Here is a 19849-nt window from a genome sequence, read left to right as displayed (position 1 = left end):
CATGGACGAGCACGGACACCACGACCCGGGAACGGGCCTGCTCGTGTCGGGCCCGTGGGTGACGGCGGCGCTGCTGGGCGCTGCCCTGGCGGCCTACCTGGCCGGGACCCTGGTACTGCACAGACGAGGGACCACGTGGCCGGCCCGGCGTACGGCGGCGTGGGTGTGCGGTTGCCTGTCCGTGGGCGCGGCCCTGGCCGGTCCCCTGGCCGAGCGCGCCCACCACGATTTCACCGTCCACATGGCCGGGCATGTGCTGCTGGGTATGGCGGGTCCGCTCCTGCTGGTCCTGGCGGCCCCGGCCACCCTGGCCCTGCGGATCCTGCCGGTCCGAAAGGGGCGTGCACTGGGCCGGTTGTTGTCCTCGCCGCCGATGGCGGTGGCGACCGACCCGTTCGTGGCGGGGGTCCTCAACATCGGTGGGTTGTGGATCCTGTACCGGGGCGGACTGTACGAGGCCACACACACCGATCCGCTCCTGCACGTGCTGGTCCACGCGCACGTGTTGGCCGCCGGGTACTTGTTCACCTTCGCGGTTCTGGGCGGGCCCGACCCGGCTCCGCACCGCCGCTCACCGCCCTGGCGTGCGGCGGCCCTGATTCTGGGGATCGCCGCGCACAACATCCTCGCCAAGACGATCTACGCCTTCCCTCCCGAAGGGGTTCCCGTCGAACAGGCACGGGCGGGGGCCGAGCTGATGTATTACGCGGGGGCCCCGGTGGAGATCGCCTTGATCTTCCTGGTGTGCCGCCCCTGGCTCCTGCCGAAGCGCGGACGTGAGTCCGCTCACGGGAACGCGCGGCCACAGGTGCCCTGATCGATGAGGCCCCGGTCACACGAGTGCTCCGCGAGGAAGCGGGAAACACCGCCGCTCCGGCGAATCCGCACACCGTTCCCCCGCCCGCCCCCTCACGAACGGCCACCCGCCGAACACCTGACGTTGCCGTGTTTTCCTCCAATCAGTTCATTCGATTTGCGTATCGGAGTTGGAGCATCCGATGATTTGGGTGCTCCAGCGCTCGCCCTTCGGGGGCGCACCGCACCGTTCGTGGAAGGCCCGCCGATGAAGTTCCTCCGGGGTGAGCGTGGCGCCGGGACCACGCCGCGCGAACACGAGGCCGAACGTCCCGAGGACGAGAGACCACCGGCCCACCTGATGGCCCTGTACGGGTTCCAGCACGTGCTGGCGCTCTACGCCGGCGTCATCGCTCCCCCGCTGGTGATGGCCACCGCGGTGGGTCTGGACCCGTCCGAGACCACCCTGATCCTCAGCGCCGCCCTGCTGATCAGCGGCCTGGCGACACTGCTGCAGACCCTGGGTGTGTGGCGGTTCGGCGCCCGGGTGCCCATGGTCATCGGCGCCTCCTTCACCCCGGTGACGGCGATGACGGCCATCGCCGACCAGAGCGGCCTGACCGCGGTCTTCGGCGCCTCGATGGTGGCCGGGCTCTTCGGCATCCTCGTGGCACCCTTCGTCTCCTCCCTGCTGCGCTTCTTCCCTCCGGTGGTGACCGGCAGCGTCATCACCGTCATCGGCATCACGCTGGTCCCCGTGGCCGTGGGGTGGATCGCCGACGACGATCCCTCGGGTGTGCCCACCGGCACCGGCCTGGGGCTGGCCGCGGCCACGCTCGCCATCACCCTGGTGCTGACCAAGGTCCTGCCCGGGGTGTGGAACCGCGCATCGATCCTGCTCGGACTGGTGCTGGGGACCCTCCTGGCGATCCCGTTCGGCCGGGTCGACTTCTCCACGGTCGGTGAGGGTCCCGTGGTCTCCTTCGCCGAGCCCTTCCACTTCGGGCTGCCCGAGTTCCCGGTCGCCGCGATCATCACCATGTGCATCGTGATGATCGCGATCATGGCCGAGGGTGTGGCCGACATCCTCGCGATGAGCAAGGTCGTGGGCACCGAGGTCGACGGCCGCCGGATGGCCGACGGGTTGCGCGCCGACGCCGCCACCGCGCTGGTGGGGCCACTGCTGAACACCTTCCCGGCCAGTACCTTCAGCCAGAACATCGGCCTCATCGCGCTGAACAAGGTCAAGAGCCGCTACGTGGTGGCCGTCAGCGGCCTGTTCCTGATCCTGATGAGCCTGTTCCCGGCGCTGAGCCAGGTCGTGGCGATGATCCCCTCCCCCGTGCTGGGAGGAGCGGGCCTGGTGTTGTTCGGGTCGGTGGCCGCCGCCGGTGTGCAGACCTTGGGGCAGGTCGACTACAAGGGCAACCACAACATGGTCATCGTGGCCGTCTCCCTGGGCCTGGGCATCGTCTCGATCGCCTCGCCGGGCTTCTTCGAGGTGCTGCCCGAGGAGATCACGATGCTGCTGGCCTCGGGCATCGTGACGGCGACCGCCTCGGCGCTGGTGCTCAACGTGTNGGCCGGAAGAGCGGGCCGGCCCCCTCCACCCGCGGCTGACCACGGTCAGGCACGCGCACGGAGGACGTCGACGACAGGTCCTGCTGTTCAACGCTTGCGCTTCGGAACAGCCGTGGACCACAGGGCCCAGGCGACCAGGAGGGGTTGGAACAACAAGCGCACGAGCCGTCGCAGGTCGGTGTCGAGGGCGAACGCATCCCTTCGGCCGAGGTATTGGGCGACGTTCCCGGGGAAGACGGCGACGAAGAAGGCCGCGATGATCCGCCCGATGCGGACACGGTCGCGCGGCAGGACCGCGAGCCCGGTGCCGAGCACGATCTCGACACCGCCCGAGGCCATGACGACACCGTCCTTGTCCATGGGCACCGAGTCCGGGACCTGAGCCCGGAAGGCTTTGCGTCCCCAGAAGAGGTGGCTCGTCCCGGCGAACACCAGCGCCCCGGACAACACGAATCGGGCCACGGTGCGGACCGGGGTCGTGGGAGGCGCGGAAGCGGTGTTCGATGCCATCTCTGGTCCCCTTCTCGCGATGCCGAGCTCGGTCCCGCACCGTCCCCCGGGGCGGACCCGCCCGTCGGCAGCAGAGCGTCGGCGTGCGGCTTCATCGCCATGTTTTCCGACGCGCTCAGCCCGGTCAACGGTGAACCGAGGTGTGTCCGGCGGGCCCGGTCCGAGGTGTGTTCAGGCCTCCTCGGCCTCGGCCAGGAGGGTGCCCTCGGTGGACTGGGGCACGAACCGGCTCGGGGTCAGGCCCAGGAGTTCGGCGGCCAGTTCCTCGTTCCCGGCGAACCCGGCGCCGGAGTCGACGGTCTGCTGACCGTCCCAGAGCATGAGCATGGCCGAGACGGTGTGTGTGCCCTTGTCGTGGTGCATGTCGTAGTGGGCGGCCATGGGCACGCTCTCGTAGTACACCCACAGGTCGTGGCCGGTCATGAACATGTCGAGGTCGAAGGTGACCGTCAGACCCATGAGTTCGGGTTTGTAGCGGTCGTCGATGCCGGCGAAGGCCTCGTCCAGGGCCACCACGCGCGGGCAGGTGGCGCGGGCCGAGGAGTACAGGGCGTTGGCCGCGGCGAACAGCGGCAGGTGGATGGCGGCGGACTTCTCCCCGCCCGACATCTGCTCGTGTTTGTTCTTGGTCAGCTTGACCTCCTCCTGGCCCGGGACCGCGAGGCGCAGTTCGAAGCGGTACCACTCGCGGTAGTCCAGGACCGCGCCGAGCACCTGCTTGTAGCTGGCGCGGGGGTGGGCGGCGTGGTGGTCACGGATCAGGTCCCGCAACACCGTGCGCAGTTCGGCCAGGCCGGAGGGGCCCAGCCCCGCCTCGTCGCGTTTGAGGAGCTGGGCGGCGAGGTTCTCGCGGTCGTTGAGCCCGTCCGAGCGCGCCCAGCGGATACCGATGCGGGTCCCGGAGGACATGGGCCGGGCCCGGGTGTCGCGGTCCATCTCCCGCACCAGGGCCTTGGCGCCGCGCACCCGGTCGTGGATCTGCTGGGCGATCCCGCCGAGGAGCTCATCCTCCAGGACCTGGCGTTCCTCCTCGCGCAGCAGGGCGCCCTGTTCCTCGACCCGGTCGGCGATGGTGCGGGCGAAGGCGGAGACGGGGCTGCGGCCGGACTCGTCGTTGACGAAGACGGTGATGACGCCGGTGGGCCCCACCTCGTGGTCCACGCGGTAGCCCTCGGTGTCGGCGCCCAGGGCCTCCTGGAAGGTGCGCAGCGCCTGGGACATGCGCCCGGCGGCGCTCTTGACGTCGCTCTCGCTGGTCTCGGGCACCCCCCGCAGCGCCTCGGTGAAGGCCTCCAGCAGGGCGGCGACCTCTTCGGGGAGGGTGTCGTGGACGGTGGGGGCGGTTCCGGTGAGGATGTCCTGGGCGGCCTGTTCGGGGGTGGGCCAGGTGCTGCGGTCGGGCCAGGCCGTGGCGGGTTCGACACCCATGACCGCGCGCAGGCCGGGTTGGGTGAACTCGGCGAGCCCCTCCACGGAGTCCTGGAGCCGGCCCAGCGCCATCGTCAGTGCTTGCCTGCCCTGCTCGCGTTTGGTGTCGGCGCGGATGGCGTGTTCGTTCTCGGTCTCGGCGGTGCGGTGGGTGCTCGCGCGTTCACGGCCGAGTGCGCCGTGCTCGGCACGGGTCTCCTCCAGCCGGGCCAGCAGGTCGCGCACGGGGGCGTCGATGGCCTCCTCCAGGGCCGCCAGTTCGGCCAGTTCCTCCTCGTGGGCGGTGCGCTGCTGGGCCAGGTCGGCCTGTTCTCCCTCCAGGCCGGCGGTGAGGCGGCCGACGGTCTCGCGCCGCGCGGTGAGGTCGCGCTCGTACTCGGCGGCGTCGGTACGTGCGGTGTGCAGGGCCTTGGCGGTGTCGGCGAACTCGGCCACGGCCGTGGCGACGGCTTCCACGCCGGGGCGGTCGGAGGGCATGGCGCGTTCGGCGGCCGCGGTACGCACCCGGCGGCGTCGGGCGTCCACGCGGGCCACGGCCGCATCCAGTTCCCGGCGCCGGTCCTCTGCGGTGGTGCGTGCGGACGCCACGAGGGTGGAGCGGTGTTCGACCGCGCGTACGGCCTGGGCGACGGGGGTGGGGTCGGGAAGGTCGGTGCGGGCGCGCTCGTGGTCCTTCTGCTGGTCCCGGACCCGTGCGAGGTCGCGTTGCAGGTGCGCGTGGTGTGCGGTGAGTTCCTCGAGGCGCGTGTCGCAATCGGCGAGGCGTTCGCGGCGGCGGTGGGCGCGGTTGGTGGCCCCGATGAACTCGGCGGCGGGTTTGGGGTGTGCGCCCGCGAGCACGCCCGAGCCGAAGCGGGAGCGGGCGTCGATGCCCCCGTGGGCGAGCACGCCGGTGTCGGTGGTGGCCGTGTCGGTGTCGTGGCCCTCCTCCGCTCCGCTGTTCCCGGCGCGCTCGGCCGGGCGGTGGTAGGGCAGGCCGCGCAGGATCGCGGTGACGGCCTCGGCCGGAACGTGGTCCTGTTCCTCGGGCACCAGGACCTCGGCCAGGGTGGGGCCCTGGTGCGGGGTGCGGGCGGGAAGCAGGTAGGCGTCGCTGTCGGGGTCCCCGAGCGCGGCGCGGGTGAGTTCCGGGTCGGGGTGGATCCAGGCGGTCAGGAGCCCGGCGGCCTGCAGGGCGCCTTCGATCCCTGCGGCCTCGTTCTCGTCCAGGCCCTCGGCGAAGCGCACCAGCTCCCACAGGGCGGCGCCCCGGCGGTCGGAGCGCGGGGCCGAACGCAGCGGGTCGGCCGGGGGCGCGTCGTCGCGTTCGGCGGCGATGTCCCCGCGTTCGGTGTGCAGGCGCCGCAGTTCCCGTTCGGCCTCGGCCTCCTCGGTCTGCAGGCTCTGTGCCCGGGCGGCGAGCTGGAGCTGGTCGTGGTGGGCGTGCTCGCTCAGGACCTCGGCCAGGGTCGGGGTGCCGGGTTCACCGAAGCGCTCGACCGATTCCAGGAGAGCGTCCAGGCAGGCGCGCTCGGCCAGCTCCCAGCGCTCGTGCCAGGCGCGGACGTCCTGGGCGGTGGTGGCGCGCAGTTCGGTGAGCTCGGTCTGGGCGCGTTCGCAGGAGTGTTCGTGTTGCTCGAGCGTGTCCTGGGCGCGTGTGCTGTCGGCCTCGGCGCGCTGCCGGGCGGACTCGGCGGCCTCCAGGTCGTCGAGTTGCGCGCTGACGGCGCTCACGTCGTCCTGGCGTGCGGCGGCGCGGGCGTGTGCGGTGGTGGTCAGGTCCTCGCCAGTGTCCAGGGGCCCTTCGGCGTCGTGGCCGAGGCCGGCCCGTTCGGCCGCTTCGACGAGGTTGCTGGACAGGCGGCGGGCGGTGGCGTGGTCGTGTTCGATGCGTTCGGCCACCCGTTCGGCCTCGGTGCGCAGGTGGCCGACCTCCTGGGCCTGGTTGTCGATGCGCGCTGCCTGGGCGGCGAGCTGGCGGCCCTGGTTCTCCGCGTTCTCGCGGCGCCGGCGGAGAGCGGCGTGGTCGCGCAGCGCCTCGTCGGCCTCGAGGGCCTTGATGCGGGCGGAGGTCTCGGCGAGCCGTCCGTCGAGTTCCTCCACACGGGTGCGGGCCTGTTCGCGGGCCAGGGTGGCTCGGTCGTGTTCGGCGGCGGCCTCGGTGACGGTGCCGGCGTACTCGGCGGCCTGCTCGGTGGCCCCGTCGACGCGTTGGATGCGGTGGCGGGCGTTGGTGGTGAGGTAGTCGGCGTACTGGGCGGTGAAGGTCTGCGCGGACTCGTGCGCGGTGCTTGCGCTGTCGAAGCGCCGTTGGACGGCGGCGAGGTTGGCGAAGTCGCGGGCGGCCTGTTCGATGAGGGTCTCGTCGACGGGGCTCAGGCCGCTGGTGAGGGTCTCGGAGACCTTCTCCGGGTCCAGGTCCTTGGCCAGCAGGGGCCGGCGCAGGGCCAACAGCAGGTCGAGGAGTTGGATGTAGCGGTCGCCGAGGCCGAACAGGGCGGCGTCGACGGCCTTGCGGTAGTCCCCGGCCGAGGTGTGGTGGCTGTGCTCGCCCAGGGCGGCCTTGAGTTGGCGTTCGGTGAGCGGGCGCCCGTCGGAGGCCAGCAGTCCGAAGTCCACACCCATGCGCCGGTCGGTGACGAAGAAGGAGGGGGTGACCCCGTCGCGGTGCTTGTGGGCGCGCAGTCCGATGACGAGGGTGACGGTCTCGGGGGCGGGGCCGGCCTCGAGGGGGGCGCGGGCGAACTCCATCCACACGTAGCCGTAAGCGGACTCGTCGCCCCGGTAGAGCAGGTTGGACTTCATCGTGCGGTTCTGGCCGCTGAAGGGGTCGAGCCGGCGGGCGTCGGTGTAGCCGTCCAGGATGAAGGGGAACAGCACTTCCAGCGCCTTGGTCTTGCCCGAGCCGTTGTGCCCGCGCAGGACGAGCCTGCCGTCGGCGAAGGCGAACTCCTCGTCGACGTAGTCCCAGACGTTGATGATGCCTGCGCGGCTGGGTTGGAAGCGGTCGCTCCTGCGGCTCATGGGGTGGTTCCTTCGGTCTGGTGCGCGTCGGCTGCGTCGTGTTCGGGGGCCGGGTGCGCCTGGTCGAGGGGCCCGAGGGGGAGCATCCCGGTGTCGGGGCGTTCGGGCAGGGCGCCCTGGATGTTGCGGTAGCGCAGGGCCTGGGGCATGACCAGGATCCCGCCGGGCACGGCGTGCACCAGGCGCAGGTCGCACAGCAGGACGAGGGCGGCGTCCAGCAGGCCGTGCGGGTCCTGTTGCCAGGTGTTGGTGAAGGAGGCGGGGCCGAACTCGGTGAACAGGTCGGCGACCATTCCTTCCAGGCGTTCACGTTCGACCAGGGGCGCGTTGCGGGCGGGCCCGGCCGGGGCGGGTGCGGGTTCCTCGTGTCCGGTCCAGGCGAGTTCGCCGACCACGCCGTGCAGGGGCAGCCCGGCATCGACCTGCGCGACGAGTTCGGCGTGCTCCTGAGCGGGGCCGGGCACGTCCATGTGGGTCAGTGCCGCCCACGAGGTCTCGAACAGGTCGGCGATCTTGGCCAGCAGCAGTCCGGCGGTGCGGGTGACGGCGCCGCCGCGTCCGGGGAAGGGGCGGTCGGTGAAGAGCCCGGTGGGGTCGGCCAGCAGGACCCCCTCGGCGCGGCGTTCGACCACCAGTCCGGTCATGCGGGCCACGTCCTCGGCCGGTCCCTTGGTGCGCAGGGCCGCGGCGACCTCGGGGTCGAGGTCGGCGTAGTGGACGACGGGGTGTTCGACGAGCAGGCGCCGGGCACGGCGGGCGGCGCGTTCGCGGTCGGCGCCCTCCTTCACCGGGTCACTGAGCAGCCCGGCGACGCTGCCCAGGTGCTGGACCGGCCGAGCGGGGCGGAAGAGGATCTCGCAGAGCTCGTGGTCGATGTCGAAGAGGGCGTCGGCCTGGCCCTGGCCGCGGGCCCAGGCCTCCAGCGAACCGTCGGACAGGTGCAGGGCTCCTCTTTCCAGGAGCCAGTGGGCGGCGTCCACGAGCGCGGACTTGTGCGCGGAGTCGGTCGGGTCGTATCCCAGGCCGTCGACGGCGTTGGCGGCGGGGGTGAACTGGGCGACCAGGTCCCCGAGGCTGATCTCGATCTGGGAACGTTGGAAGGTCGCCAGCATCAGGCACAGGTAGGCGAGCCGGCGCCGGTCGAAGGGCCGGCCCTTGCGGGAGAAGACCTGGCGCTGGGTCGGGTCGAGTTCGTCGATCTCGCGCACCAGGCGGACGTGGTCGGTGGTGGCGATGAGGGTGTGGCCGAACAGGGTACGCAGGTCCTCGGCCATGTGGTCGGCCCAGCGCAGCACCTGGTCGAGGGTCCCGGGGCGGGGCCGGGTGGCGGTGATGAGGTCGCAGGTGAGCACGCGGCGTACCGCCTGCTGGTAGGTGCCCAGGTCGGCGGGGTCGACGTGGCGTGCGGGACCGCGGCGGCGTGCCATCATGAGCCCTTTCCGGTGAGGATCTCCAGTCGAAAGCCCGGCAGGTGCATGCTGCCCCGGGTGGTGCGCACGGTGCTGCCGCGGGGATCGTGCACCAGGCGGACGGTGGTGCCGCCGTCGGTGCCGGAGGAGGACATCTTGCCCTTGATCGGTCCGCCGCGCGCTTCCAGGGCCTTGGTGACCAGGCGCATCAGGATGCGGGTGTCGGTCTCGTCCAGGACCCGTCGGTGTGCGCCGTCCTCGACCAGCCCTTGGGCCGCGCGGCGTTCGGCGGCACGCGCCTCGGCCTGCTGCTCGCGCAGGGCGGCCTTGGCTCCGGGGTTGCGCCGGACCGGCTTGGGCACACCCGTGGTCGGTGCGCGGTCGCTGCGGAAAAGGGTGACCGACACTTCCACGCCCGGGGCGTCCCACCAGGTGGTGTTGGGCGAGATCTGTTCGCCGTCCTCGTGGGCCACGCCCAGGTGGCGGGCCGAGCGGGTGTTGAAGGCCGCGCCCATGAGCGCGTGCGCGGCGCCGTCGTCGGGGGCGTCGAAGACCCATTCGGCGAGGTGGCGCAGTTGTGTGGAGCGGTTGACGCCGCCGCGTTGGGCGTCGGTGATCTGGCGCAGCAGGGCGACGACACCGGAGACGGCCGAGCGGGTCGCGGAACCGAGTTCGGCGGCGCGGGTGGGTGCGGTTCCGTCGGAGGCGAACCAGCCGCGTACGGCCTGCCAGCGGCGGTGCCAGTCCGCCAGGCGGTCCTCGCGTGCCATGAACAGGCGTTCGTCGGCCTCGGCGGCGCGGGAGAGCAGGGTGGCCAGACCGGTGGCCTCGACCTCGTGCACGGCGGTGTCCAGGCGCGGCAGATAGCGGTCCAGCTCGGCCATGAAGTCGGACATGTGCACGAGCAGGGCGTTCTTGTGGCGCAGGAAGACCTCCGGGGAGGCCTCCGTTGAGCGCAGGATCTCCCCCAGGGTGACGTGGAACTGGGCGGAGCGCCGTCCCATGTCCTCCATGGCCGAGTCCAGGCGGGACAGGCGCCGGTAGACGTCCTCGCCCTGTGCGGTGCGGTTGGCCTCGGCCAGCGCCCGCAGGTCCTCCAGGACGTCGGAGAAGACCAGCCGGGAGAGGTTGACGTCCTCCACCCGGGCTCCCAGCAGGCTCTCCACGGACTGGTAGGCCCAGTACCCGAGTTCGCTGAACTGGTACACGGACTGGCGGTTGCGGTAGCTGGCCAGGTTTCCGGCCCGGGAGGCGTCGTCGAAACGGTGCACGATCCCGTCGGCGGCGAGCTGGTCCAGCCGGTCGCGCAGGCCGTGGTCGGGGACGGGGACCTCGGCACGGGAGCCGGCGAGCTCGCGCAGCGCACCGGCCACGTCCTCGGCCCCCACCTGCACCTGGTGGACCTCGCGCAGGCGGTCCACGGCCCGCAGGATCCACAGGTAGGTGACGTGGTCGTCGCGGCGGGTGAAGTTGAACAGGCGGAAGCGGTCGCTGACCGCGAGCGCGTCCAGGTCCAGGGCCCTGCGCTCAGCCACGGATCATCCCCGTCTCTGTCCGGATGCACGGTTGCACGTTCGTCGAAGGTGTCGCGGCCGCGGCGCTCCCCCGCCCCACCCGGCTCGGCCGGCGACCATCCCATTCTGACAGCGTCGCGGGGTGGCCGGATCCGACTCGGGCGAAGGGGGTGCGGTGGGGTGGGGCACATGTCCGTTCCACCCGCCATGCGGGCTTTTCCGTCGCAGGAGTATGCTCCCGACGGACCGGCGAGCGTGAGGAGGAGCGTAGTGGGACGGCGGCGCAAGCGGGGCGTGTGGGCGTTCGTGCGCCGGCACCGGGACGGGTTGCCGTTGGTGGTTTTCGGCCTGTTGGTGCTGGGCGCCTGGTTGAGCACCAACGCCGACCGGCCGCTGCTGTGGGCCGCGCTCGGAGCTCTGGGCCTGGTGGGGGCCGTGTGGCTGGTGTGGTGGGCGCGTCGGCGTCTGGCCCGGCGGCGGGAGGAACGGTTGGTCGAGCGCACCGACCTGTCGGCCGTCGACACGATGACCGGGACCGAGTTCGAGGAGTTCGTGGCCTCGCTCCTGCGCACCCACGGCTACACGCGGGTGGAGGTGGTCGGCGGCGCTTCCGACGGCGGCGCGGACGTGCGCGCCCATGCCCCCGACGGGCGCGCGGTGGTGGTGCAGTGCAAGCGGTGGCGGCGCCCGGTCCCGCCCCACGAGGTGCGGGCGTTCGTGGGCACGCTCTCCGGCACGCACCGGGGCTTCACGGGGCTTTTCGTGGCCTCCCAGGGGTTCACCGACGCGGCGGTGCGTGAGGCCGACGCGGGCCACGACGCCGCCCTGGCCCTGGTGGACCGTCACGGCCTGGCGCTGTGGATGCGCGGCGAGCGCGTCCCCGAACTGCCCCCGGCGCGCCCCGGAGCCTCCGACGCGGCCTGAGCGGGCTTCCCGTGCGAGCGGCGGGTGGGCGGGGAGCGGGCGGAAAAGGCTTTGCCCGGTGGTGGAACAGCGTGCGAGCCTGCCCGGCGGTGCGATGGTCGCACCGGAGCACGCAGAGGGTGGGGACAGCAGCCGTGGGCCACATCGACGTCAACCAGGTCGGCCACACCCTGCCGGACGGCCGTCCGCTGTTGGACGAGGTGTCCTTCCGGGTGGGTGAGGGGTCCAAGACCGCACTGATCGGAGCCAACGGCGCGGGCAAGAGCACGCTGCTGCGGTTGGTGCGGGGTGGGGCCGCGCCGCAGTCGGGTGCGGTGACCGTGGACGGCGAGCTGGGGGTGATGCCCCAGTTCGTGGGGCACGTGCGGGACACGACGACCGTGCACGAGCTGCTGGTATCGGTGGCCCCGGCCGCGGTGCGGCGGGCGCACGCGGAGCTGGAGCGGGCGGAGGAGGCCATGATGGGCTCCGATGACGAGAAGACGCAGATGCGCTACGCCGAGGCGATCACCGGTTACCACGACGCCGGCGGTTACGGTGCCGAGGTGGTGTGGGACCAGTGCTGCGCGGCGGCCCTGGGTGCCCCTTACGCCCGGTGCCGGTGGCGGGAGGTGCGCACGCTCTCCGGTGGTGAGCAGAAGCGCCTGGTCATCGAGGCGCTCCTCCGTGGCCCGGCTCCTCTGTTGCTGTTGGACGAACCCGACAACTACCTGGACGTGCCGGGCAAGCGGTGGTTGGAGGAGGCGTTGCGGGCCAGCCCCAAGACCGTCCTGTTCGTCTCCCACGACCGTGAGCTCCTGAGCCGGGTCCCGGACCGGATCGTCACGTTGGAGCTGGGCGCGGCGGGCAACAGTGCCTGGGTCCACGGCGGGGCCTTCGGTACCTACCACGAGGCGCGTCGGGAGCGTTTCGCACGCCTGGACGAGCTGCGCCGCCGGTGGAACGAGGAGCACGCCAAACTCAAGGCCCTGGTGCGCATGTTCAAACAGAAGGCGTCCTACAACTCGGACATGGCCTCGCGGTACCAGTCGGCGACGACCCGGTTGCGCAAGTTCGAGGAGGCCGGGCCGCCGCAGCAGCGCCCGCGGGAGCAGAACCTGCGGATGCGGTTGCGCGGGGGCCGTACCGGAAAGCGGGCCCTGGTGTGCGAGGGGTTGGAGCTGACCGGGTTGATGCACCCTTTCGACCTGGAGGTGCGCTACGGCGAGCGGGTCGCGGTGCTGGGCGCGAACGGGTCGGGCAAGTCGCATTTCCTGCGCCTGTTGGCCGGGGGCGGCAGTCTCCCGGAGACGTCGCTGCTGTCGGAGGAGGAGCGCTCCCGGATCGCCCCGGTCGCCCACACCGGCAAGGCACGGCTGGGTGCGCGCGTGTTCCCGGGTTGGTTCGCACAGACCCACGAGCACCCGGAGTTCGCCGACCGCACACTGTTGGAGATCCTGCACGAGGGCGAGGGGGCCAGGAAAGGGCTGCCCCGTGAGGAGGCGGGCCGCGCACTGGACCGTTACGAGTTGGCGTTGTCGGCCGAGCAGACCTTCGACACGCTCTCGGGCGGTCAGCAGGCCCGTTTCCAGATCCTGCTGTTGGAACTGGCGGGGTCGACGATGCTGCTGCTCGACGAACCGAGCGACAACCTGGACGTGGTCTCGGCAGAGGCGTTGGAGACCGCGCTGGAGCCCTTCGAGGGCACGGTCCTGGCGGTCACCCACGACCGGTGGTTCGCCCGGGGCTTCGACCGGTTCGTGGTCTTCGGGGCCGACGGCCGGGTCCAGGAGAGCGCGGAACCGGTGTGGGACGAGGGCCGGGTGGAGCGCCCGCACTGACCTGTGGGCAGGGCGGGTGCCACATGCGGTCCTGTTGACCGGGGCGCGGGGCGGGTGCCCTCGTCGAGCCGTGCGGCCGTAGGTGTCATTCGGGTACGGGCAGGTCGAGGTCGACCACGGCCGAGCACTCGGCCAGGCACCCCTCCAGGCGCAGCTCACCACCGGGCTCGGCGCGGGGGAAGTAGAAGGCGGCGAGGGTGCCGCTCCCGGGGTCGAGTTCGTGGCGGCCCGCGGACAGGGCGGAGGGTTCGCCGTCCTCGCTCCCGTCGGGGACGTAGGTGGCGCCGTCCAGGTCCAGGCCGGCCTCGTCGACGGTGGTGAGGTCGACGGTGACGACGAGGGTGTCGTCGTCGACGGTGCGGTAGGCGCTGAGGAAGGTGGCCTGTACACCTTCGGAGTCGTCGGTGACGTCATCGGCGGAGGACAGGCGCGGGCCGGGGTCGGTGCCGTTCACGCGCAGGCCCGTGAGGCGGCCGTCGTTCTCAGTGAAGTTCTCGTAGACCACGCACACGGGTCGGCCGGCCGGTTCCTCGGTGCGGCAGAGTTCGTGGGCCTCGGCGATGCTCTGCACGTCGCTGTCCTGCACGGGGGCTCCCTCGTCCTCCCACGCCTGGAAGAGGGTGGCGTAGTGGCGGAGGTAGTCGTGGGCGGTGGAGCCGTCCTCGGTCAGGTCGAGGCCCTCGCGCATGCGGTCGGGGTCGGAGGCGGCGGCGAGCGCGCTCACGTAGTCGCGGACCAGGCTCGGGGAGGCCTCTTGGCGTTCCGCTCCCCCGGACGGCTCCTCGCCGTGGGGCGCGGCCATCAGGGCCAGGGCCGCGGCGACGGTGGATACGCGTGCGGAGAACATCGGCCTCCCCAGTGGGTCCCGGTTCCACTCAGCACACGGTAGTTCGACACGCGTCAACGGGAGGCTTTGCCGCTCAAAGCCTGGTTTGCGTCCCGCCCGGGACCGCTCCCGGGCACGGCCCCGGGCGGGAGGGGGTCAGGGCCGCAAGAGCACCGGCAGCCCCTTGAGGCTGTTGACGACGATGGAGGGGTGGTTCTCCAGCTCGCTGTCGGGCACGGCGAGCTGCATGTCGGGGAAGCGCTCGAACAGTTTCGGCAGGGCGATCCGGCCCTCCATGCGCGCCAGGTGGGAGCCCGGGCACACGTGCGGCCCGTACCCGAAGGAGATGTGGCGCCCCTGCTCACGCGTCAGGTCGAAGGTGTCGGGGTGGGGTTCGCTGCCGTGCTCCTCGCGGTCACGGCTGATCGCGCCGTAGGAGACCATCAGGGCCTGGCCCTTCTCGATGGTCACGCCCCCGGCCTCCACGTCCTCCGAGGCGAAACGGAAGACGAAGTTGGAGGTGGGCGGGTCGAAGCGCAGGGTCTCCTCCACCACGGTCTCCCAGCCGACCTCGCCCTGCTTGACCAGGTCGAACTGCTCGGGGTGGGTCAGCAGGGCCCGCACGGCGTTGGAGAGGAGGTTGACGGTGGTCTCGTGTCCGGCCGCGACCACGACCTGCAGGGTTCCGCGGATCTCCAGGTCGGTGAGGGCGTCTCCGTTCTCGCCGGCGTTGATGAGGTCGGTGGTCAGGTCGTCGCCGGGGGCGGCGCGCTTGGCGACGATCATGTCGTCGTAGTAGCGCTCCAGGGTCGTGTAGACCTCCACGAACTCCTCGGGCGAGGTGACCGAGCTGAAGAACTTCACGTACATGTCGCGCAGGTAGCCGTGCTCAGCGCTGTCCACGCCGTAGAGCTCACCGATGACGTTCATGGGGAGTTTGAAGGCGAACTCCGACTTCAGGTCGAGGACCTGCTCGGCCCGGTCCTCCAGGGAGTCGAGGAGTTCGGCCGTGATCGCCTCGACACGGGGACGCACACGCTCGGTGCTGCGGGCCGAGAAGGCCTTGGCGGTGAGCTCGCGCAGGCGCTTGTGTTCGGTGCCGTCGGTGCCCAGGAGGTTGGTCGGGGTCGGGGGGATCGTGCTCAGCAGCGGCCATCCCTCGGGGATGCGTCCCTGCTGCAGGTCGTCCCAGTGGGCCACGTCCTTGACCATGCGGCGGTCGGTGAGCAGGTCGCGGGCCACACGGTGGTGGGTCACGGCCCAGGCGGTCACCCCGTCGGGCAGTTCGACGCGGGTGATCGGGCCGGCCGCGTGGAGGTCCTCGCGCTCGGTACGCAGGTCGCGGACGTAGGGGTCGAGAGTGATGCTTCCGCTGGAACCATGGTCGACGGGGCAGGGCATCAATAGTCTCCTCGGGGGGATCCGGGGGTGAAGGTGACGGGGAGGGAGGAGACGCCGCGCACCCACGGGGAGGGACGCCAGCGCAACTCCTGCGGGGCGACGGCGAGCTCGACGTCGGGCAGCCGGTCCAGCAGGATCTCCACCGCGGTCGCGGCGACGGTCTCGGCGATGTCCTGAGCGGGGAAGGGGCACTGGTGCGCGCCGTGGGAGAAGGACAGGTGCGCGTTGTTGCCCTCTGCGGGAACTCCGGCGCGCACGCCGGGATCGCGGTTGGCGCCCGAGAGGCCGAGCAGCACCATGTCGCCCTGGCGGATGTGGCGACCGCCGAGTTCGGTGTCGTGGACCGCGAACCGCCCCGCCTGGATCTGTGTGGGGGTGTCCTCCCACAGGACCTCGTTGAGCGCGGCCCGGACGCTGCTGCGCGCCCCCGCGAAGGAAGCGGAGAAACGCTCGTCGGTGAGCATGAGCCGCAGCGCGTTGCCGATCCACTCAGCGGTGGGCTGGTTCCCCCCGCCCAGGACCACGATGAGTTCGGCGGTGAGTTCCTCGTCGGTGTAACCGGCCGGGTGGGCCAGGAGCCGGGAGACGGCGTCGGGGCCGGGGGCCGCGCGCCGTTCGGCGATCAGGTGGGCCATTCGGGCCAGGAGCTCGCGCTGGGCGACCATGGCGTCCGGGCCGCCGTCGATCATGGCGGTCATGACCGCGGCCAGTTCGTCGCCCCGGTGCTCATCGAGCCCGAAGATCCACGCCAGGACGAGAGCGGGGATCCGGGCAGCGTAGGCCGTGCGCAGGTCGACGCCGCCGGCGCCGCAGAAGGAGTCGATGAGCCGGTCGGCCATCCGGACGGTGACCGAATGCAGTTCGTGGGGGTCCACGGCCGCGAGGGCGTCGGTGATCGCCCGGGCTCGGCGCCGGTGTTCGTCCCCTTCGCTGTAGAGCACCGTGGGCATCTGGATGACCATGGGCAGCAGAGGCCAGTCGGCGGGTACCCGGTCCCAGGCGTTCCAGCGGGCGGAGCTGCGGGCGAACGTGGCCGGGGTGTTGAGCACATGGTGCAGTTCCCGGTAGCCGATGACCATCCACGCGGGCACGTCTGCGTCCATGAGCACGGGCACGACGGCTCCGTACTCGGCACGCATCGCCTCGATGTGCCCGGCGGGATCGACCGTGTGTTCGGGGCCGCGCAGACGGACGGGACAGCTGTTCATGTAGCGCTCTCCTGAGGGAGGGGGGACAGGGAGGCCAGGGAGCGCACCCACTCGGCGAGGGTGATGAAAACCTGTTTGGCGGAGGCGCGCTCTCGGGCGTCGCACCGCACCAGCGGCACTGCGGGGTCCAGGTCCAGGGCCCCGCGTACGTCCTCGAGGTCGTGGCTCTGGCCACCGAAATCGTTGTGGGCGACGATGAAGGGGGTGCCTTGCTGTTCGAGGCGGTCGATGGCGTACCAGGAGTCCTCGATGCGGCGGGTGTCGACCAGGACGACCGCGCCGAGCGCACCGGAGAAGAGCCGGTCCCAGAGGAACCAGAAACGTTTCTGGCCCGGGGCGCCGAACAGGTAGAGCACGGAGGTCGCGTCCAGGGTGATACGGCCGAAGTCGAAGGCCACGGTGGTGGAGTGTTTGTCCTCGACCCCGCCGAGGTCGTCGACGCGGTCGCCGGCGCGGGTCATGGTCTCTTCGGTGTCGAGCGGCCGGATCTCGCTGACCGAGCGCACCAGAGTGGTCTTGCCGACGCCGAAGCCACCGACGACGGCGATCTTCAGCGCGTGGGCGGCGGTCTGGGGCAGGCTGCCGCCGTGAGGGGCGAATTCAGAGGTTGTGGAGTGCAACGAGCACCTTCTCCAGCACGTCCGGGGAAGCGAAAGGGTGGGCCTGGGAGGGGGCGGGCACGGGGTGGCGCGCTGTGAGCTGACCGGTGTCGATGAGGTCGGTGAGCAGGATCCGCACGACCGTGACGGGCAGGGCCAGGTGCGCCGCGACCTCCACCACGGCGGTGGGTGACTGGCACAGGCGCAGGATCGCCGCGTGTTCGGACTGCATCCCGGGGGCGGGTAGGTTCTCGGCGACCACGAGGGTCACGGCGTCGAGCGCGTCGTCCGCTCCCCTGCTGCGTCCTCCGGTGATGACGTGGAGGCGGTCAGGGCTCTCGTCACGGTGGGAGCGGGTCACGGAGCCCCCGTGGTCTGGCGCGGTGGTGTGGTCAGGTGCTCGCTCAGCTGCTCGACGAGTTCGTTCATGTTGTGTCCGACGAGGCCGGGGTCGGCCTCCTCGGAGGTGAGCACGGACAGGTGGGCGCCGGCACCGGCCTCGACGATGAAGAGCAGGCCGCCGTAGAACTCGGCCATGGCCTGGCGTACACCCCCGCCGCCGTTGCCGAACTCCATCGAAGCGCTCTGCGAGAGGCTCTGGAGCCCGGCTGCGATGGCGGAGAGGTGGTCGGCGCTGTCGCGGCCGAGGCCGGAGCTGTGGCAGAGCTTGAGGCCGTCCCGGGAGAGCACCAGTGCGTGACGGGTTCCAGGAGTGCGTTCCAGGAGGCTTTCGAGGAGCCAGGTGAGCTTGTCGAGGTCCATCATTCGTCCTTCGGTGTTCCGGTCGGTTCCTGGCCTCGCACAGCGGAGCGGAAGGCCCCGAATCCCTGGGCGGAAGTGGTGGGCCCGGAGATGGTGGGTCCGGGTTCGGGCCGCTGGGTGGCTGCGAGGGTCCGGCCGCGTCTGCGCATGGGCAGGCCGCTGGCGTGGCGTGGGGGTGTGTCTGTCTCCTCGGCTGCAGAGTTGCCGACCGGTTCGGGGGCAGGGTCCGCCTGCGGTGCGGGCGGGGGCGGGGGTGCCTGCTGTTCCGGCGACTGCGGCGCGGGTGGCTGAGCTGCGGATACCTGCGGCGCGGACGGCTGCGGTCCCGTCCGTGTCCCGGGGGACCGTGGGGCCGACTGCTGGGCGGGTGGTGTCGCGGCCGCGGGGGCGCTCGCCCGCGCGGGCCCGTCGTCGAGGGGTTTGATGAGGGTGCGGGGCACGAGCAGCACGACCGCGGTGCCCCCGCGAGAGGAGGGGCGGAAAGCCACGGACAGGTCGTAGCGCCGGGCGATGAGCCCGACCACGGACAGTCCCAGGCGGGTCCCGGAGATGGCGCCGATGTCCAGCCCCCGGTCGACGGTGTCCCGGGCCCGGCGCAAGGCTTCCTCTCCCATGACGAGGCCGCCGTCCTCGACCATGACCGCCAGCCCGGCCTGGACCTCTTCCACGTGTACGTGGACCTCTGAGGTGGGCGGGGAGAACTTGGCGGCGTTGTCGAGGATCTCGGCGAGGGCGTGGATGATGCCCTCGGCCGCGAAGCCGGCGAGCGCCTGGGCGGGCACGTGGTGCAGGCGCACGCGCTGGTAGCCGCCGATGCGGCCCATGGCGCCGCGCACGATGCTCTCCAGAGGGATGGACCGGCCCCAGCGGCGGCCGGAGCGTGCCCCGGTGAGCACGGCGATGCTGTCGGCGGTGCGTCCGGTCTGGGCCACGGTGTGGTCGAGGTGCATCAGGTCGCCGAGGACGTCCGCGCCGGCGATGCCGTCGCCGTGGCTGTCCTGCATGCTGCGCAGGTCGGCGAGCATCGTGGTGGTCATCGCCTGGATACGCCCGGCAGCGGTGGCACAAGCGGTGATGGTCGCGGCGCGGCGCCGTTCGGCGTGGGAGATCTCGGAGACGACGAGGTCGAGAACGGCCTGCCCGGAGGGGTGCTCGGCCCGGGGCAGCCCGTACAGGACCCGCTCGGCGCTCTCGCCCTCGCGCAGGCGGGTGACGGCCCGGGGCAGGTCCCGCTCGGCCAGCGAGACGGACTGGTCCGAGATGGCGTCGATTCGGCCGCGCAGGTGGTGCACCGTACGGGCGTATCGAGCCAGCAGCGCGGCGCACACGGTCAGCAGGACCACGGTGAGGCCGCCGGCGGCCAGCACCGGGGTGAGCAGCTCTTCGGGTGCCACCCACAGCACCTGGCCCCAGAGCAGCAGGGCGGGCACCGGCAGCAGGAACCACAGGGGTGCGCTGGACCGTGGCGGGGGCGCTCCACGGTCCCGGGGGATCTTGTCGGTCATCTCCACGTCCGGCCACGTCGTTGCTGATGGGACCACACAGGGTGGTCAGGGATCCTCCTGCACGAGGGGGGAGCTGAAAGGGCAGACCGGAATGCCTCGGCGCCGCTTTCGCCACACAGCGGCACAACATACCACCAAGCGACGTGGATGACGATAACGGAAATACCGACCTTTTTACTCCGGTTCCCGAGGGGAAACAATGACTATTGCGCCTCCGGGAAAGGCTGTGGTAATCGCGCACGGACGCCACGGCGGTCGAGCCGTTGACGGGGACCTGGCCCCGAGGGAGGCCCGGTACCGCTACGGCCGCGACAACGGGAGGAGCCCCGCAGGCCACGGCCGCACCGGAAAAACCCGGCGGAATAACGAGGGCGGGGCAAACACGAAAACACGCGGACCGTACCCCGAATTCATCCACCCTTCACAGGGCGGCGGCCCCGGCCCCGCCGATGGCGCCTCGGGGCCGGTGATGAAGCACGAATGCGCAGGCCGTACGGTGGGGGCACAGAGACAGGGGCGCACACGGACGATCGGCCCGTGTCCAGCATCACACCCACACAGCGA

At 71.6% G+C, this 19849-nt stretch carries 13 protein-coding genes and 1 pseudogene; 4 read left to right on the top strand and 10 right to left on the bottom strand.

Annotated elements, in window-relative coordinates:
• Position 1 precedes the first annotated feature (1 nt).
• Positions 2 to 817, top strand: a complete 816-nt coding sequence (locus tag D473_RS0118175) for a cytochrome c oxidase assembly protein (protein WP_051043133.1) — start codon at positions 2 to 4, stop codon at positions 815 to 817.
• Between the two features lie 246 nt (positions 818 to 1063).
• A pseudogene (locus tag D473_RS0118170) lies at positions 1064 to 2416 on the top strand (nucleobase:cation symporter-2 family protein); the annotation flags it as partial.
• Between the two features lie 641 nt (positions 2417 to 3057).
• Here the strand turns inward: D473_RS0118170 and D473_RS0118165 are convergent.
• The 3 genes from D473_RS0118165 to D473_RS0118155 are packed head-to-tail and all read right to left on the bottom strand — an operon-like array spanning position 3058 to position 10261.
• A complete protein-coding gene (locus D473_RS0118165) occupies positions 3058 to 7317 on the bottom strand; it encodes a TIGR02680 family protein (protein ID WP_017610475.1) in 4260 nt (1419 codons plus the stop codon).
• Positions 7314 to 8744, bottom strand: a complete 1431-nt coding sequence (locus D473_RS0118160) for a DUF2398 family protein (RefSeq protein ID WP_017610474.1) — start codon at positions 8742 to 8744, stop codon at positions 7314 to 7316. Before D473_RS0118160 ends, D473_RS0118165 begins: the two co-directional genes overlap by 4 nt.
• The gene (locus D473_RS0118155) at positions 8744 to 10261 is read right to left on the bottom strand and encodes a TIGR02677 family protein (protein ID WP_017610473.1); all 1518 of its coding nucleotides are present in this window, start codon (positions 10259 to 10261) and stop codon (positions 8744 to 8746) included. Before D473_RS0118155 ends, D473_RS0118160 begins: the two co-directional genes overlap by 1 nt.
• A 273-nt stretch (positions 10262 to 10534) precedes the next feature.
• On the opposite strand from D473_RS0118155, the gene D473_RS0118150 reads away from it, so the two are divergent.
• The gene (locus D473_RS0118150; RefSeq protein WP_017610472.1) at positions 10535 to 11164 is read left to right on the top strand and encodes a restriction endonuclease; all 630 of its coding nucleotides are present in this window, start codon (positions 10535 to 10537) and stop codon (positions 11162 to 11164) included.
• Between the two features lie 134 nt (positions 11165 to 11298).
• On the top strand, positions 11299 to 12984 hold the full coding sequence (locus D473_RS0118145; RefSeq protein ID WP_017610471.1) for an ABC-F family ATP-binding cassette domain-containing protein: 1686 nt from the start codon (positions 11299 to 11301) through the stop codon (positions 12982 to 12984).
• Between the two features lie 85 nt (positions 12985 to 13069).
• Here the strand turns inward: D473_RS0118145 and D473_RS0118140 are convergent, their stop codons facing one another.
• From D473_RS0118140 to D473_RS0118110, 7 genes are all read right to left on the bottom strand, one after another.
• A complete protein-coding gene (locus D473_RS0118140; RefSeq protein ID WP_017610470.1) occupies positions 13070 to 13831 on the bottom strand; it encodes a hypothetical protein in 762 nt (253 codons plus the stop codon).
• Positions 13832 to 13966: 135 nt separating this feature from the next.
• Positions 13967 to 15211 (bottom strand): cytochrome P450 family protein, encoded by a 1245-nt coding sequence (locus D473_RS0118135; protein WP_017610469.1) that lies wholly within the window; start codon positions 15209 to 15211, stop codon positions 13967 to 13969.
• The gene (locus tag D473_RS0118130) at positions 15211 to 16419 is read right to left on the bottom strand and encodes a cytochrome P450 (RefSeq protein WP_017610468.1); all 1209 of its coding nucleotides are present in this window, start codon (positions 16417 to 16419) and stop codon (positions 15211 to 15213) included. The genes D473_RS0118135 and D473_RS0118130 overlap by 1 nt, the downstream gene beginning before the upstream one ends.
• A complete protein-coding gene (locus D473_RS0118125; RefSeq protein ID WP_017610467.1) occupies positions 16416 to 17039 on the bottom strand; it encodes a GTP-binding protein in 624 nt (207 codons plus the stop codon). The genes D473_RS0118130 and D473_RS0118125 overlap by 4 nt, the downstream gene beginning before the upstream one ends.
• Positions 17020 to 17379 carry a DUF742 domain-containing protein gene (locus D473_RS0118120; RefSeq protein WP_017610466.1) on the bottom strand — a complete coding sequence of 120 codons (360 nt, stop codon included), beginning with the start codon at positions 17377 to 17379 and terminating at the stop codon, positions 17020 to 17022. The genes D473_RS0118125 and D473_RS0118120 overlap by 20 nt, the downstream gene beginning before the upstream one ends.
• Complete coding sequence (locus D473_RS0118115; protein ID WP_017610465.1) at positions 17376 to 17780, bottom strand: roadblock/LC7 domain-containing protein; 405 nt, start codon at positions 17778 to 17780, stop codon at positions 17376 to 17378. Before D473_RS0118115 ends, D473_RS0118120 begins: the two co-directional genes overlap by 4 nt.
• Positions 17780 to 19285: a sensor histidine kinase gene (locus tag D473_RS0118110; RefSeq protein WP_051043129.1), complete on the bottom strand. Its 1506-nt coding sequence runs from the start codon at positions 19283 to 19285 to the stop codon at positions 17780 to 17782. Before D473_RS0118110 ends, D473_RS0118115 begins: the two co-directional genes overlap by 1 nt.
• Between the last annotated feature and the right edge of the window lie 564 nt (positions 19286 to 19849).

It is taken from the genome of Nocardiopsis xinjiangensis YIM 90004 (genome assembly GCF_000341145.1).
GTDB classification, from domain to species: Bacteria; Actinomycetota; Actinomycetes; order Streptosporangiales; family Streptosporangiaceae; genus Nocardiopsis; species Nocardiopsis xinjiangensis.
The sequence above is the reverse complement of the archived record's forward strand: the minus strand, read 5'-3'. Positions and strand labels throughout refer to the sequence as shown.